We start from the raw sequence: 15,379 nt of genomic DNA, 5'->3' as shown, positions 1-15,379 counted from the left end.
GGGTTGATTGGTACAGTGATGATGCTGCGTGCAATGGCGACTTCGTCGGTTTCCAGACCCGACCGCTCGGCGCCGAAAAGAATCGCGCTACGCCCTTGTGCGGTAACGATTTCGCCCGCAGCCTCTTCGGGTGTGAGCACCGGCTTGGTGACACCGCGTTTGCGTACGGTGGTTGCGTAAACATGACTGATGTCTGCGGTGGCTTCAGCCAGGGTGTCGAAGACTTGCGCTTGTTCCAGCACAATATCCGCACCCGATGCAGCAGGACCAGCTGAAGGATTCGGCCAGCCATCGCGCGGGTTGACGATTCGCATCTCGCTCAACCCGAAATTCAGCATGGCGCGCGCGGCCTTGCCGATGTTCTCGCCAAGTTGCGGTCGGACTAGGATCACTATTGGGGGCATAATCCGCGCCCCCTAGGCCATATCTATGGCGTTGGAAAGCTTACTGACCGGTGCCTTCAAAACGCGGCTTCACATCAATCATGCTCTTTTCGAGGGTCTTCTGGTTCTCAAATTCGTCGCGAACCATATCGCTTTTGCGCATGCACACTCTTTTACGACCAAGTCGGGTGCCCGTTGTTTCATAGGTCCGGCAAATGATGGGATCGTGATCTACAGCCTTGACGGCCACGGGCTTTTGGCTTCCGGTGTCACCCGAAGCTAGCAACATTAAGAAGAGCGGCGTCAGCATTATCAACCTCCAAGCACTAAGATCGATAAGCCAAGATTTGAGTTACCGCAGCGCAACTTCGAAAATGTACCGGTTCGTTTTTGCGAATTACTTTTTTGCCGCTTCCGCAACGTTGCCCGCAAACTCTTCGAAATCTTTGGCCTCGGCAAATTCCTTATAAACGCTGGCAAAGCGGATATAGGCCACAGTATCCAGGCCCTTTAGACCTTCCATCACGAACTGGCCGATGCGCGCGGATTCGATTTCGGTTTCTCCGAGTGTTTCCAGCTGGCGTTGAATACCTGATACCAGCTTCTCGATTTGCGCTTGCTCTATCGGGCGCTTTCGGCATGCAACAGCAACCGATCGTTCCAGTTTCTCGCGTTCAAAAGGTTCACGGCGACCTTCGGTTTTCAGGACGGTCAGTTCGCGCAACTGGATGCGTTCAAAGGTCGTGAAACGCGCTCCGCAGCCTTCGCATTGCCGCCTCCGGCGGATGGCTGCGCCATCCTCGGTCGGGCGACTGTCCTTTACCTGGCTGTCATCATGTCCGCAAAAGGGGCAACGCATTATTTGTCTTTTTCTTGTGCTTTTTTCTTGTTCACATGCCGGTAGGCAACAATGCCTGCACCAATCACGGCGCCGGTTGCAAGGCCGATGGGTGCCAATATGCTGGCCGCGGCACCGATAGCAGCACCGCCGGCGACCTTCTTGACCGTATCTTGATCGGCGAGGTGCTTTCCAGTGTGGAACGCGTCCTTGGTCGCACCCCAAAGCTCATCAGCAGCTTCGCCGACATAATGCTTGGCTTGGTTTGGAATGCTCTCTTCAGACAGTTTTTCAGGGGTTTTCGCGCCACAACTCGGGCAGAATTTCATGCCTTCGTTGATCTCGGTCGCACATTCATTGCACATCTGGGACATTATCCGTCTCCCTTCATCTCTGTATTAGATGAGTAAGTCACTTTCCCATTTCAAGTGCGAATATAGCTCAGGACGGATAAATCGGGAAGCGCGCGCACAATGCCTCTGCTTCTTCCTTCACCCGCGCTTCGATCTGACCATCTCCAGCCTCACCATTTTTGCGCAGTCCTTCGACAACATCGGCGATCATACGGCCAATTTCGCGGAACTCGGCAGGGCCGAATCCGCGCGTCGTGCCCGCCGGAGTGCCAAGGCGCAGGCCCGAGGTGACGAACGGCTTTTCCGGATCGTAGGGAATGGCGTTCTTGTTGCAGGTGATCGACGCACGGTCCAGCGCATGCTCCGCATGCTTACCTTTTGCCTGCTTCGGGCGCAGGTCAACCAGCATCGAGTGGTTGTCGGTACCGCCCGAGACGATATCGAGACCTTGTTCCTGGAGGCTGGCAGCCAGTGCTTTGGCATTCTCGACGACGCTGGCGGCATATGTCTTGAATTCAGGGCGCATCGCTTCGGCAAAGCAAACGGCCTTGGCCGCGACGACGTGCATCAACGGGCCGCCTTGCAGGCCGGGGAAGATGGCCGAGTTCATCTTTTTTGCGATGGCCTCGTCATTCGACAGGATGACGCCTGAACGCGGGCCGCGTAGCGATTTGTGCGTTGTCGTGGTCACGACATGCGCGTGCGGAATCGGTGAGGGATGTGCGCCACCAGCAACAAGGCCCGAAATGTGCGACATGTCGACCAACAGGAGTGCGCCAACTTCATCGGCAATCGCCCGGAAGGCTGCCCAATCCCAGATGCGGGAATAAGCGGTTCCGCCTGCAATGATCAGCTTCGGCTTATTTTCGCGAGCGATGCGGGCGACCTCGTCCAAATCGATGCGGTGGCTTTCGCGATCAACGCCATAGGACACCGGATTGAACCATTTACCCGACATGTTCACCGGGCTGCCATGCGTAAGGTGACCGCCAGCGGCGAGGTCCAGCCCCATGAAAGTATCGCCGGGTTGCAGTAGTGCAAGGAACACCGCCTGGTTCATCTGGCTACCGCTATTGGGCTGCACGTTGGCGAATCCACAACCGAACAGTTTCTTGGCGCGTTCGATCGCGATCGTTTCGATCTCGTCGACATATTCGCAGCCGCCATAATAGCGCTTGCCGGGATAGCCCTCGGCATATTTGTTGGTCAGAACCGATCCGGTCGCCTCAAGCACCGCGCGCGAGGTGATGTTTTCCGACGCGATCAGCTCAATCTTTTCCTGCTGGCGTTTCAGCTCCTGCGCAATCCAGCCCGCGATTTCGGGATCGCGTTCGGCAAGGCTCTGGGTGAAGAAACCGTCCGGTTGGACGTCATTGGCGGCAGAGGCGGTCATACGGGATCCTTTGCGAAGTCGGGATTGGATAGCTTGCCCACGCGGCGGACATGGCGGTCCCCGGCGAAGGGCGTGGGTAGGAATGGATCGAGGCAGGCCTTTGCCATATCGATGGCGGTCAGGCGCGCGCCCATGGCGATGACATTCGCGTCATTATGTTCGCGGGCGAGCTTAGCTGACAGGGGTTCGGAAACCAGGGCTGCGCGGCAGGCAGGGTTCCGGTTCACCGCAATTGAAATACCAATGCCCGATCCGCAAAGCGCAACGCCATAGTCCGCGTCGCCGGCGGCAACGCTTGCGGCCAGCTTATAGCCAAAATCGGGATAATCCACCGATGCTTCGTCATAAGGTCCAAGATCGGCCACGTCATGCCCGCCCTCCTGCAAATGCACTACCAGCGCGGATTTCAGCGCAAGTGCGGCATGGTCTGAGGCAATGGCAATACGCATGGTGGCGGCCTTTCCACTCGGGCGAGTCGGGATTGCGCGCTCTCTAGGATAGGGGCCGGAAAAAGACCATGCCATATTTGGCTGGCATCTCGGCTTGACCAGCGCCTTCCACAGCTTTTATCGACGCAGGATGACAGCCATTATCTTATCCATAGCCATGCTAGGCGGTTTCGCGCTCCTTTGGGGCGCCTGGAAACTTTGGAAACGCGATGGGCTAGGCCAGAAAGTCTGGCTGATGATCGCCGCCGCACTTGTGCTGTTCGCCAATGTTGCGATCTGGACGGTGCCAGACGATCAGGGCCGGTCGCTCGTGGAATCGAGCGACCAGCCCCAATAAATCATTTGATCGGGCAGGCCGGATCAAGGCGCATGTCGAGATAATTCTCGACCGACGCCAGCAGCAATTCCATTTCATTTTCATAGAAATGGTTGGCGCGCGGGATTTCATCATGGTGGATGGTGATGTGTTTCTGCGTGCGCAGCTTGTCGACCAGCTTCTGCACCGAGTTCGGCGACACCACCTCGTCCTGTGCGCCATGGATGATGATGCCCGAAGAGGGGCAAGGTGCCAGGAAGCTGAAATCATACATGTTCGCAGGCGGCGAAACCGAGATGAATCCGCGTACTTCGGGGCGACGCATCAGCAACTGCATGCCGATCCAAGCGCCAAAGCTGAACCCTGCAATCCATGTCGAGCTGGCTTCGGGATGGAAGGCCTGCACCCAATCCAGCGCTGCCGCTGCATCGGAAAGCTCGCCAATGCCGTTATCGAATTCGCCTTCACTGCGGCCAACGCCGCGGAAGTTAAAGCGCAACACGGCAAAACCGCGCGCAACAAAAATCTTGTACATCGCCTGCGTGATACGGTCATTCATCGTCCCGCCTGCTTGCGGATGCGGATGCAGAATCATCGCAACCGGTGCGCGCGGACGCGGCGGCGGAGAGAAACGGGCTTCGATACGGCCTTCAGGACCGGGGATGGCAATGGCTGGCATAAGATGTTTCTAAACAGAGGAATTATCGGGCCACGTTACCCTTCGGGCTAGGCAGCGGTCGACCGGCTATATAGAAGCGATTGCGATTTTCGCAACCTTAACGGACAGCTTAGCCTGCAATGAAGCCCGATCGTCTCTATCTGGACCATGCCGCAACGACGCCTGTGTTGCCGGTAGTACGAGAGGCAATGGCGGACGCACTGGCGCGCTGGGCCAACCCGTCAAGCCCGCATGGCGAGGGTAGGGCGGCGCGCGCGGCATTGGAGGATGCCCGTAAACGCATCGGCAAAGCCTTGGATTGGGATGGAGAAATCCTTTTCACCAGCGGGGCCAGTGAAGCGATTGCGCTGGCGCTTAATGGCTTTGATGCGGTTGCCAGCGCGGTGGAGCATGATGCTGTTCTATCCGCAGTCGGCGACGAGGCACGCATCTCCGTTAATGCGAAGGGCATCGCGCAACTTGGATCGATAGCGAAGGGCAGGCGCTACGCCATCCAGCAAGTGAACAACGAAACCGGCATAATCCAGCCGCTGGACGAGCTGGGGCGGGTTATTCGCGAAGGTGGAGGGCTGTTGGTCGCGGATTGTTCACAGGGTGCCGGGAAATTGCCTTTGCCCGATGCGGATATCATCATCCTCTCCGCACATAAACTTGGCGGCCCGCCAGGTCTGGGGGCATTGCTGACAAAAGATCTGGGGTTGCTGAAGCCAACTGGCGGGCAGGAAAAGGGATATCGCAGGGGTACCGAAAACCTGCCGGCCGTGCTCGGCCTTGCTGCTGCGTTGGAAGCAGGCATTGACTGGCTGGAGCAGGCGATCAAGCTTCGCGCCAAGCTTGATGTCGCAATCGAGGCGGCGGGTGGTGAGGTTGTCGGTAAGGCGTCTCCGCGCCTTGCGACGATTGGCAGCTACCGGATGCCGGGCGTTTCTGCATCGAGTCAGCTGATTTCCTTCGATCTCGCTGGAATTGCGGTTTCCGCAGGCAGTGCGTGCTCGTCCGGAACTTTGAAAGCCAGCCATGTGCTGACCGCTATGGGCTGGGATGCAAAGGCGGCGGGTGAAGTTGTCCGCGTCAGTTTCGGCCCGCAGACTTGTGAATCAGATATCGACCGATTCGTTGCGGCATGGATAGCCATTCGGGAACGCGCGGGGGCAGCATGAGCGCGAGCATCTACCTCGATTATCAGGCAACGACGCCGCTCGCGCCCGAGGTGTTTGCAGCGATGGAGCCTTGGCTCAGAGACAATTTCTGGAATCCGCACAGTGCGCATACTGGTGGACGCAAGGCCGCGGCGGCGGTTGAGGCGGCGCGCGAGCAGGTAGCGGCGCTTCTGCCTTCGGGCGGGCGTGTGATTTTTACAAGCGGCGCCACTGAAGCCATCAATCTTGCCATCAAGGGCTGCGGTTTGCCGGTATCGGCTCTGGCAAGCGAACACGCCGCTGTGCTCGATTGTGTGGAGTATCTTGGTGGCGACAATCTAACCATTAATGAAGATGGGTTGGTTGCGAACGCTCCCGCTTCGTCCGGTTTATTCGCTGCTATGCTGGTGAACAATGAAATTGGCACGATCCAGCCAGTGGGCGATTTGGCTGCCTCAACACATTCTGAAGGTGGATTGCTGCTATGCGATGCAGTGCAGGGCTATGGCCGCATCCCGATCCCCGAAGGCCCGGACATGATCGCCATCTCGGCGCACAAGATCCACGGGCCAAAAGGCATCGGAGCGTTGTGGGTGCGCGATGGCATCAAGCTTGAACCGCTGATCCACGGGGGTGGGCAGGAGCAAGGATTACGTTCGGGCACGTTATCGCCCGCCCTTTGCGTCGGCTTTGGTGCGGCTGCTGCGCTTGCGGAGAAGCGGATGGAGCAGGATTCCATGCATGTCATCGAGCTTTGGGGTCGCGCGATGGAACTATTTTCCGACTGGACCATCAATGGCTCCACCACAAATCGCTACAAGGGCAATTTGAACATTCGGCGCGACGGCGTGGATGTCGGTCGTTTGATGTCGGAATGCCGCGAGGTTCTATTTTCCGCCGGAAGTGCCTGTGCCAGCGGTTCGGGCCGACCGAGCCATGTGCTTCGCGCGATCGGATTGACAGACGCACAGGCAAAATCCTCTATTCGCCTTGGCTTCGGACGCTATACGACGCTTGAAGAAATTGAACGCGCGGCAGAACTGATCAATGCGGCGGCGGAAAGGCAGTTGGCATGAAAGTCCATTTCATCAGCCCGGATGGCGAAACGACTCAAACGGTGGATGCCAAAGAAGGCGACAGCCTGCTTGAAGTGGCGCAAAACGCCGGCCAGCCCCTAGAGGGCACCTGCGAGGGCCAGATGGCTTGCTCCACCTGCCATGTTGTTATCGCGAAGGAGTGGTTCGACAAACTTCCCGCCGCCAGTGAAGATGAAGAAGACATGCTCGATCTTGCCAGCGGTGCACGGCGGACCAGCAGGTTGTCCTGCCAAATTGATCTGACGGCGGAAATGGACGGTCTGGTGGTGCACATCCCCGCCGAGAGCCGCAACATGCAGGGAATTTGAAGCCCTTCACTTCCAATTCACCCAAAATCGCCTATATAGGTCGCGTCCGGTTCGCCGGACTATGGCGATAAATTGCGATGTGCAATAGATGCAGCGGACCCGGGGGCGGTACCCGGCAGCTCCACCATTTTTCCCGCAAAACGGGGCAATTGACGGGGCTGAACTAGGATCGACGTGCGTTGAAAAGCATTGTTTTTGCCCGGCATGAATAAGCCGTGAAATGGTTCAAAACTCATAAGTGCCAACGATAACGAAGCACTTGCTCTCGCAGCATAATTCCGGGCCTCACGGTCTAGAATTATTCTAAAAGAACGCGGCCGAACCGGCCGGGCAACAGAAAGGTTACAGCGGCCGGGGGGTGCCGGGCAACAGAAACCCCCCACCACCCCAAGTATTTTCAGAAAAAGTGGGAACCGGTTTTTCGGTTCGAAAATACGTAATCAAAGTATCTGCCGGGCAACAGAATCCGGGGACCTAATCGCTGCCGAACATCTGCTGCAATTCGACAGCCTCTAGCATCTTTGCCGCGGCCACTACGACGGCACCCAGGCAGCAGAGGAAAAGCAGTTTGCCCCCAAAGCCGGGAAATTGGGTCAGATAGACCTCCCCGCGCTTCACCGCGCCTAGTCCGAGTGCATAGGTGATCAGGAAGACCTCGGTCTTGGTCTTGATCTGGAAAAGGCGCGCGAATTTTTTCATAGGTTAACACGCGTATAGGCAAACCGCGTGCCAGTTCAGCTTTACCAATAGCCTTGATGGTTAACGGCGAAGCGTTTTGTAAAATCTTTCGACACTCAGGCGAGTGCAGAAAGATCGCAGGCTTCGAGCATAGCAAGGCGCGCATTTTGTACCTGCTCGACAAGCGCGGAGTTGCCAATCTGGTCTGGAGCGATGCTCTCCGGCCAATATTGGGCAATAACCTCTGCGATCCGGTCAAGTTTTGCCTCATCCGCGATAAAACGCTGATCTACCGTGGTTGGGTTCGCCACCACGCGCAGCCGAAGACATGCCGGACCGCCACCATTGGCCATCGATTGACGCACATCAACCGGAACCAGACGGCGGATAGGGCCATTGCCGGCTACATGCTCTTCGAGCCAACCCCATACATTGGGATTAGATTGCGATTCGGTTGGCAGGATCAAGGCCATTTCGCCGGATGGCAGAGTCACCAATTGCGCGTTGAACAGATAGCTTTGTACGGCGTCGGCAAGGCTCACCCGATCAGCGGGAACGATGACGATTTCCGCCTCCGGCATCTTCGTACGGATCGCTGCATAGGCCGCTTCGGGCTCTTCAAAGGCCTGTTCGTGGGTAAAAAGCACGCGTTCGTTGGCGACTGCAACCACATCATTGTGGAATGCCCCCGCTGCAATCGCGGCTTCCGACTGCTGGATGAAAAGTGTGCGTTCGGGATCGAGCTGGTGCGCACGCGCAATCGCCTTTGACGATTCAATATGCTGTCGGGCAGGGAAGGGACCTCCCGATTTGCCATAGACAAAGATTTCCACGCCTGCTTCGCCATGCGAAGGGCATAGTCGCATGAAATTGGCAGCGCCTTCATCGCCATAAGGCGGGGGTACCGGGCCGTGCACGGCAAAATGCTGCTCATCAGCAAAGGCCAGTTTCAACTGGGCGAGTGTTCCAGTCCATTCATGGCTGCGATGGGCCATTGTGAGCAGATTAGCCGCCGAAAGATGGCATTTTCCATCCGACGTATCAGGAGCGGGAGAAACGGTAGCCGCATTGGCAGCCCACATTGCCGACGCTGAAAAGGCCGCGGCACGGATATGTAGTTCTGCGTTGGCCATGTCGGTCGCTAAACCCGCAAGCCATGCTTTGTTCGGCCTGTCGAGAGGCATGAAAAAGCCTTGCGCCAATCCCAAACGGAGATTGGCTCGCATCTTTTCGATACCCTGCAAAGCCGCTGCGCGCGGTTGCGAAATCGCCCCGGCATTATTGGCGGAGGCAATATTGCCCGGGCTCAATCCAGCATAATTGTGACTTGGTCCGATAATCCCATCGAAATTGATTTCAACCAGTGCCATCGCTTACCACCTCGGGACAAAAGTGATGGTGTCGCCGGTCATGACTCCCAGATTTTCGGCACATTGGCCGTCCAGAATGGCACCATTGTCCGTGATTTCGACCCAACCATAGGAAGCGCGGAAATCCTCAAGCAAGCCATGTGTGACCAGCATCTTGGTTCCGCCAGCCTTTCCTTCATGCGGGTCACCCAAGGCGTTGCTGATCTCGACGATTTGGGCGTCTTTGGCTTCGCGCACGCTGCGGATCTGGTCGGTGCGCGCGGTCATTGTCGGGCCGCCGTCGAATATGTCGATATAATTCTCCCAGGCGAAACCCTCTTCCTCCAGCATACGCATCGCGGCGCGGCCGGTGGGGTGGGGAACGCCAATCACATGGCGCGCCGCTTCGGAGAGCATGGCGATATAGACCGGATGCTTGGGCATCAGATCGGCAATGAACTGGTTACCGAATTTGGCGTTGAACTCATCCGCATCCTGGAAATTCATGCCGAAGAAACGACCGGCAACGCCATCCCAGAAAGGCGAACCACCTGCTTCGTCAATCACGCCGCGCAATTCAGCCAGCGTGCGATCAGCAAAGCGTTCGCGGTGGTTGCGAATGAAAAGATAGCGGCTACGCGCGATGAGCAAGCCAAGACCGCCTGCACGCTCGCCGGGGTGGAGGAACAAGCCACCAACTTCGGTCGCGCCCTCAAGGTCGGTTGATAGATTGAGGATATCCGCCCGGAATGTGCGTTCCAGTTCGACGCTGTGCTGGGTCAGTGCGCCGATACGGTAGCTGTAAAAGGGCCATTTCTGCCCAACGGCCGAGAAGATCTGGCAGGTGCCGCGAACTTCGCCTGTTTCGCGATTTTCAAGGACGAAAACGAACAGATCGTCGCCCACGCCTTCACCTTCGCGGGCGAAACCCTCGGCCGACCGTTCCAGTTTGGCGGTCAGCGCTTTTCTATCGGGGGGCAGGTTGGTGAACCCGCCGCCGGTGCGCTTGGCCATTTCATACATGGGTTGCAGGTCCGACAGATTGGCCGGACGGATAATGAACTTCATATTGCCCCTTTTTGTGCGATCCGAAGCAGGGTTAGCGCGGATAGACGTGCGCGTTCGACCAGACTCTCGGTTATCAAAAATTCGTCACTGCTATGAATACTTCCGCCTCTTACGCCCATCGTATCGACAACGGGGACGCCGCAAGCCGCGATATTGTTGCCGTCGCAGACCCCGCCGGTCGACTTCCAGCCGATGGAAAGGCCCAAATCCTCTCCACATTGCTTGACGAGACCAAACAGCTTCTCCGCTTCGGGAGTCAGCGGCTTGGGTGGGCGGTTAAAATGGCCGTGCAGATGAATGGATACCTCATGCTCTTGCTCAATAGTTGAAACCAAACTTTTGATTTCATTATAGGCAATTTCCTGAAGCTCAGGACTATGGGGACGGAAATTGACGCGCAGAACGGCATGGTCAGGCACCACATTATTCGGGCTACCACCATCGATTTTGGCCGGATTCACCGACAGGCCTTCGCGAGTCAGCGCTTTCAGCCGCAATGCTAGGTCTGCTGCCGCGAGCAGGGCGTTTCTGCCTTCCTGCGGATTGCGTCCGGCATGGGCGCTGCGTCCGGTCACGATGATTGAAAAATTGCCGCTTCCGGCCCTCGCACCCGCGAGGGTCCCGTCGGGAAGTGCAGATGGTTCATAAGTCAAAGCGGCCAGTTTGCCCTTGGCCAACTGCTTTATCAGCTCAGCGGAAGATGCCGAACCGGTCTCCTCGTCGCTGTTTATCATTACCTGATAACCGACCTTCTGGAACTCCGGAGCCGTCTCTGCTGCAGATAAGGCCGCAAGCATGACCGCAATTCCGCCCTTCATGTCCGCGACACCTGGACCGTTGAGTACGCCTTCATCTAGCCAGCGTTGCTCCTGAAAGGGATGATCAACCGCAAAAACCGTGTCCATATGGCCGGTCAACAGCAACTGGATCGGCGCATTCGGGCGCACGGTGGTGACCAGATGACGGCCATGCGCGACCTCGACAATCGACCCGTCAGCCAGCACTTTTTCAACCGGCGCCGGGTCCACCAGCTCCACCTCGCCGTGCAGCGACGCAAAGGCATCGGCGAGCAAACTCGCCGTAGTTCCAAGCCCTTTCAAATTGCCTGTCCCGCTGTTGATTCCGGCCCAGATTTGTACCTGCGCCAGCATGCGGTCATGGTTCGGCCGTTCGAGCGCTGCGAGCTCCGATTTCGAAAGCGGTTGCATTTGATACCTGTAGCGGGATGCAGCGGGTTGCGCCACCCCTAGCGGCGCGTTTAGAGCAGCCGAGCCAGTTCGAGCCATTCGTCAATAGCGAGTGTTTCCGGTCGGCGCTCCGCTGCAACTCCAGCATGCTCCATCGCCTCCGCTGCGCCCCGAATGCCCTTAAGGCTTTGACGCAGCATTTTCCGGCGCTGACCGAAAGCGGCAGCGGTCAACGCTTCAAGCGTCGCCATCCGCACGCCCGCAGGTTGCTCTTTAGGCGTCAGATGCACGACGGCCGACATCACCTTGGGGGGAGGGGTGAAGGCGCTGCGGTGCACCGGCATCGCAATCCGGGCCTCGCACCTCCATTGGGCCAATATCGCCAAACGCCCATAAGCGTCAGTATCTGGTTTTGCGACGATGCGGTCTGCTACTTCGCGCTGGAACATCAGCGTCAACGATTTCCATGCTGGAGGCCATTCGTCGCCACTGAGCCAACCAACGGCGAGCGCTGTGCCGACATTATAGGGCAGGTTCGACACAATGTGGAAAGGCGCGCCTATTTCCAGCGCGGGATCGATTTTCATGGCGTCGTCTTCGATTACCCGAAGCTTCCCGGGAAAAGCTGCCGACAATTCTTCGAGCGCGGGCAAGCAGCGCCGGTCTCTCTCGACCGCGGTAACATTCGCTCCGGCACGGAGCAACGCGCGGGTGAGTCCGCCGGGGCCCGGACCAACTTCGTAGACATTCTCTCCCGCCAGTTTGCCGGGAATGGCCGCTATTCGATCAAGCAATTGCTCATCGAAGAGAAAATTCTGTCCTAGCGCCTTGCTTGCAGAAAGACCGTGCTTCGCGATTACCTCACGTAGGGGAGGGAGTTGGGGCTGGCTCATACCGGGCAGGCGGCGGCTTCGGCAAAGGCCTTTCGGTTGGCCACGGCTTCGCCTGCCATTTTTATCGCGGCAATCATCGAATCAGGTCGTGCTTCATCCTTGCCCGCAATACCAAATGCCGTGCCATGGTCTGGCGATGTGCGGATCACGGGCAGACCCAGCGTGATGTTAACCGCCTCGTGGAAATAGAGCGTCTTCAACGGAATAAGTGCCTGGTCGTGATAAGCACAGAGTGCGGCATCGAAATTCCGCCGCGCTTCCGCATGGAACATTGTGTCTGCCGGCAGGGGGCCAATGACGTTGAAGCCTTCGTTGGCAATAGACGCGATTGCAGGCGCAAAAATGTCAATTTCCTCACGCCCCAAATTGCCGCTTTCGCCTGCGTGCGGATTGAAGCCTGCCAGTGCCAGTCGTGGATTGGCGATGCCGAAATCACGGGCCAATCCTTTTGCAGTTGCCCTGATTCTGCGCCGGATCAGTCTGACATCAAGTTGCGACGCAACACTGGCGAGCGGAATATGAGTCGTCATCGGTACGACGCGAAGGTCTGGTCCGGCCAGCATCATAACGGCATTGCGACGTTCTACGCCGCACCGTTCGGCAACAAATTCGGTTTGCCCGGGATAATTGAAACCGATCGCGTAAAGTTGCGCCTTGGAGACCGGACCGGTGACCAACCCTGCTACCGTTCCAGACCTTGCAAATCCTGTTGCCAGTTCGAGTGCCTGCAAGGCGCAGTGCGCCCCGTCGAGATCGGGGACACCCGGGATGATCGATGCACAATCATGGACGTGGAATACGGGGAGAGCGTCATCAAACCGCTCGGCTGCCTGATCCGGATTGTCGATCCGTACGACCGGTCCATCCCAGTGATGGGCGAAACTCGCAATATCTCCAATGGCAAAAAAGCTTTTGAGCTTCTGCTTTTTGCGTGCTTCCCAAGCCTTGCCGATGATTTCAGGACCGACACCTGCCGGATCACCGCTGGATATGGCCAGCGGCAGGCTGATGTCAGCGCCAGCCATCAATTATATTCGATGATCGCGTCGCGACGCAGATCGCGCAGATAGAGGCGCGCGCGCTTGTTGATTCGCTCATCTTCCAGGCGCGACATCACATCATCGAACGATTCCTGCGACGCCGTTTCGGGCGCATCGCGACCGCACAGGACAAAAACGCGAATGCCATCCTCGAGCGAACCATAAGGAGGAGTCGACTGCCCTATTGGCAAGTCCAGCATGATTTGTTGCAAAGGTCCCGGTAAATCGCGGACCTTGATGCCATCGCGATTGACCACATCTGCCCCCAACAACTTTGCGGTATCATCTGCGGTTCCACAACCACGTATTTTCTGGGTTTCGCTGTTGAAGCGCTTCACCGTCTCGCCCGCTTTGGCTTCTGTGGTACCGGCAGGGAAGGTTATGGCAAGTTGCTTCAGACTCAGGACCGAGTCGCGGGGGTCGGTCGTTGCAACCTGTCTCTTGTCGATCAACAAAAGCAGCGAGATTCCTCCCGGTGCGGGAACAGCAACAATCTCATTTTCCCCCATTTGTGATGCTGCGGTTGCCAGCGACTGTGGCAACTGTTCCATCCGGACCCAGCCCAGATCGCCACCTACGGCTGCGGTTGAAGCCTCAGAAAACTGCCGTGCATAGGCCGTGAACGATCCACCTTGCTGGATTTGTTCGAGAATCTTCCGCGCGTTGGCATATACCTGTTCCTGATTTTCGGGGGTTGCCGAAAGATAGATTTCGCCCAGGCGATATTCGGTCGTACCCTTGGTCAGGTTGATGCGTTCCATGATCGCATTCACCTCATCGTCGCTGACGTTGATGAATGGACGCACATTACGGCTGAGCAGGCGGTTCCACGAAAGCTCGGCCTTGATCTGACGCTTTAGAGTCGCAATCGAGCTACCCTTGGAAGAAAGATAGGTTTCGGTTTCTGCAACGGTGCGGTTGAAATTCTGCGCGGCCACCCGCTCGAAATACTGATTGACCTCACCATCGGTGACTTCAATCTCGTTGGCCACGGCTTCCTGTATTTGGAGCGTTTCGTCGATGAGATTGGTCAAAATCTGCGAACGAAATCGAGCGACTTCTTCAGCAGGCAATTGACCATCATTGGCCAGAATGATCAACGCCAAGCGTTCGTCGACTTCGGTGCCGGTAATGATTTCACCATTCACGATTGCCGTTGCCTTGCGCACATTGGGATCGCTCGGCTTGGCCAGCAACTGCCCACCACCCGGAATGTCCAAAGATGCTTCGGGAACCGTCTCGTCAGCAACGGATTGGCTGCTCGCGGGCGTCATAGCCAGAACAGCAGCGGTAGAAGTCACCAGTGCAAGACGGTAAATGCTTTTCATTTCCTACTTCCGTAAATGGTCGAAGAGACCGCGCGCAATAGGGCGGGCTGGCTGAACGATAGCTGACAAGCCAGATTTCCCCCTTGGTCGCCTTCCTTAGACGCCCAGATTTTTAAATTCCAGTCTGAACAGGAATGTGTTGCCACGGCGCGCATCACCGGTTGGTTGATAGTCGCGGCGCCAAGTGACGGCAAGGGAAAGGCAATCATCGTCATAGGCCAGTCCAAGTCGATGTCGGATTGGCTCATAGCCATCGGAAACCGAAAGTTGATCTTCATTCTGGTCGGTCAGATCGATGATTGTGGAACCGAACAACGACCAGTAGCGTGCAAGCCGTAAGCGACCGGCAAGCCGGATTTCTTCGCGATCAGCCAAGTCTTCGATATTGGCACCGATGTCACGGTTTAGACGCAGATATCCTGCCTGAACATAGGTGCCCCGCGATCCGACCGTGGCATCGATTTCGTTCCGGCGAACTGCGAAATTGTCCTTATCCAGCCGAAAACGATGGGTCAGTTTCACGAAATCACGGAAACGAAATTCGCTGCGACCGACAATATCGGAAACCTTGTCCGAAAGCCCAGTTCCGTCCGGAAAAATGGCGGTTTTGTTAGAAAGGCGATAGCTTTGCCCGATGTTGAAGTCGAAGCTCGTTGCCTTGCCTTTGATTGACCAGTCCAGGCCATAGGTCAGGCGGACATTATCCTCAATCCGGTCATAGCCTGCAAAGCGATTGAGCGCGAAAAGGTTACTATCCTCGAGATCGACCGCTCGCGCATCTTCGTTTGGCATTTTGAGGGTGGATGAAGTGTAAGCGCCAACCAGCTGCTCTCGCGGCGTCACGATGTGGGTGCCGCCAAATGCCTCGCCACCTAGATGCC

The 15,379-nt window shown here is 57.1% G+C and carries 19 protein-coding genes and 1 other RNA gene; 5 read left to right on the top strand and 15 right to left on the bottom strand.

What is annotated here, in order from left to right; genetic code table 11:
- The 6 genes from Q0239_RS04645 to rpiB all read right to left on the bottom strand — a co-directional run.
- The coding region (locus tag Q0239_RS04645) for an RNA methyltransferase (RefSeq protein ID WP_298599145.1) at window positions 1–404 on the bottom strand (404 nt) is incomplete at its 3' end.
- A 40-nt stretch (window positions 405–444) separates the two neighbouring features.
- Complete coding sequence (locus tag Q0239_RS04640; RefSeq protein WP_298599142.1) at window positions 445–693, bottom strand: hypothetical protein; 249 nt, start codon at window positions 691–693, stop codon at window positions 445–447.
- A gap of 87 nt (window positions 694–780) precedes the next feature.
- Entirely contained in the window at window positions 781–1,242 is a 462-nt protein-coding gene (gene nrdR, locus Q0239_RS04635) for a transcriptional regulator NrdR (protein ID WP_298599139.1), read from the bottom strand.
- Window positions 1,242–1,586 carry a zinc ribbon domain-containing protein gene (locus Q0239_RS04630; protein ID WP_298599148.1) on the bottom strand — a complete coding sequence of 115 codons (345 nt, stop codon included), beginning with the start codon at window positions 1,584–1,586 and terminating at the stop codon, window positions 1,242–1,244. Before Q0239_RS04630 ends, nrdR begins: the two co-directional genes overlap by 1 nt.
- Window positions 1,587–1,662: 76 nt before the next feature.
- On the bottom strand, window positions 1,663–2,967 hold the full coding sequence (gene glyA / locus Q0239_RS04625) for a serine hydroxymethyltransferase (RefSeq protein WP_298599136.1): 1,305 nt from the start codon (window positions 2,965–2,967) through the stop codon (window positions 1,663–1,665).
- Window positions 2,964–3,416, bottom strand: a complete 453-nt coding sequence (rpiB, locus tag Q0239_RS04620; RefSeq protein WP_298599133.1) for a ribose 5-phosphate isomerase B — start codon at window positions 3,414–3,416, stop codon at window positions 2,964–2,966. The genes glyA and rpiB overlap by 4 nt, the downstream gene beginning before the upstream one ends.
- Window positions 3,417–3,546: 130 nt before the next feature.
- On the opposite strand from rpiB, the gene Q0239_RS04615 reads away from it, so the two are divergent.
- Window positions 3,547–3,753 (top strand): hypothetical protein, encoded by a 207-nt coding sequence (locus Q0239_RS04615; RefSeq protein WP_298599130.1) that lies wholly within the window; start codon window positions 3,547–3,549, stop codon window positions 3,751–3,753.
- A 1-nt stretch (window position 3,754) separates the two neighbouring features.
- Here the strand turns inward: Q0239_RS04615 and Q0239_RS04610 are convergent, their stop codons facing one another.
- Window positions 3,755–4,411, bottom strand: a complete 657-nt coding sequence (locus Q0239_RS04610) for an alpha/beta hydrolase (protein ID WP_298599127.1) — start codon at window positions 4,409–4,411, stop codon at window positions 3,755–3,757.
- Between the two features lie 119 nt (window positions 4,412–4,530).
- Between Q0239_RS04610 and Q0239_RS04605 the strand changes: the two genes are divergently transcribed.
- From Q0239_RS04605 to ssrA, 4 genes are all read left to right on the top strand, one after another.
- Window positions 4,531–5,571: an aminotransferase class V-fold PLP-dependent enzyme gene (locus Q0239_RS04605; protein ID WP_298599124.1), complete on the top strand. Its 1,041-nt coding sequence runs from the start codon at window positions 4,531–4,533 to the stop codon at window positions 5,569–5,571.
- Window positions 5,535–6,626 (top strand): cysteine desulfurase family protein, encoded by a 1,092-nt coding sequence (locus Q0239_RS04600; protein ID WP_298599120.1) that lies wholly within the window; start codon window positions 5,535–5,537, stop codon window positions 6,624–6,626. The genes Q0239_RS04605 and Q0239_RS04600 overlap by 37 nt, the downstream gene beginning before the upstream one ends.
- A complete protein-coding gene (locus Q0239_RS04595; RefSeq protein ID WP_298599116.1) occupies window positions 6,623–6,955 on the top strand; it encodes a 2Fe-2S iron-sulfur cluster-binding protein in 333 nt (110 codons plus the stop codon). The genes Q0239_RS04600 and Q0239_RS04595 overlap by 4 nt, the downstream gene beginning before the upstream one ends.
- 5 nt (window positions 6,956–6,960) lie before the next feature.
- Window positions 6,961–7,339: a transfer-messenger RNA gene (gene ssrA, locus Q0239_RS04590) on the top strand.
- Window positions 7,340–7,429: 90 nt separating this feature from the next.
- On the opposite strand, the gene Q0239_RS04585 is transcribed toward ssrA, so the two are convergent.
- The 8 genes from Q0239_RS04585 to Q0239_RS04550 all read right to left on the bottom strand — a co-directional run.
- The gene (locus tag Q0239_RS04585) at window positions 7,430–7,654 is read right to left on the bottom strand and encodes a hypothetical protein (protein ID WP_298599113.1); all 225 of its coding nucleotides are present in this window, start codon (window positions 7,652–7,654) and stop codon (window positions 7,430–7,432) included.
- A 95-nt stretch (window positions 7,655–7,749) separates the two neighbouring features.
- Window positions 7,750–9,003, bottom strand: a complete 1,254-nt coding sequence (locus tag Q0239_RS04580; RefSeq protein ID WP_298599110.1) for an N-succinylarginine dihydrolase — start codon at window positions 9,001–9,003, stop codon at window positions 7,750–7,752.
- A gap of 3 nt (window positions 9,004–9,006) precedes the next feature.
- Window positions 9,007–10,050: an arginine N-succinyltransferase gene (locus Q0239_RS04575; RefSeq protein ID WP_298599107.1), complete on the bottom strand. Its 1,044-nt coding sequence runs from the start codon at window positions 10,048–10,050 to the stop codon at window positions 9,007–9,009.
- A complete protein-coding gene (locus Q0239_RS04570; RefSeq protein WP_298599104.1) occupies window positions 10,047–11,258 on the bottom strand; it encodes a hydrolase in 1,212 nt (403 codons plus the stop codon). Before Q0239_RS04570 ends, Q0239_RS04575 begins: the two co-directional genes overlap by 4 nt.
- A gap of 50 nt (window positions 11,259–11,308) precedes the next feature.
- Window positions 11,309–12,130, bottom strand: coding sequence for a 16S rRNA (adenine(1518)-N(6)/adenine(1519)-N(6))-dimethyltransferase RsmA (gene rsmA / locus Q0239_RS04565; RefSeq protein WP_298599101.1), 822 nt, complete (start codon window positions 12,128–12,130; stop codon window positions 11,309–11,311).
- Window positions 12,127–13,155 (bottom strand): 4-hydroxythreonine-4-phosphate dehydrogenase PdxA, encoded by a 1,029-nt coding sequence (gene pdxA / locus Q0239_RS04560; RefSeq protein ID WP_298599099.1) that lies wholly within the window; start codon window positions 13,153–13,155, stop codon window positions 12,127–12,129. The genes rsmA and pdxA overlap by 4 nt, the downstream gene beginning before the upstream one ends.
- Window positions 13,155–14,498 (bottom strand): peptidylprolyl isomerase, encoded by a 1,344-nt coding sequence (locus Q0239_RS04555; protein ID WP_298599096.1) that lies wholly within the window; start codon window positions 14,496–14,498, stop codon window positions 13,155–13,157. Before Q0239_RS04555 ends, pdxA begins: the two co-directional genes overlap by 1 nt.
- A gap of 96 nt (window positions 14,499–14,594) precedes the next feature.
- On the bottom strand, window positions 14,595–15,379 hold a 785-nt coding region (locus tag Q0239_RS04550), incomplete at its 5' end, for an LPS assembly protein LptD (protein ID WP_298599093.1).

This window comes from uncultured Sphingorhabdus sp. (genome assembly GCF_937872355.1).
Classification (GTDB): domain Bacteria; phylum Pseudomonadota; class Alphaproteobacteria; order Sphingomonadales; family Sphingomonadaceae; genus Sphingorhabdus_B.
Note: the sequence above shows the minus strand (reverse complement) of the source record. Positions and strands in the feature narration are given on the sequence as shown.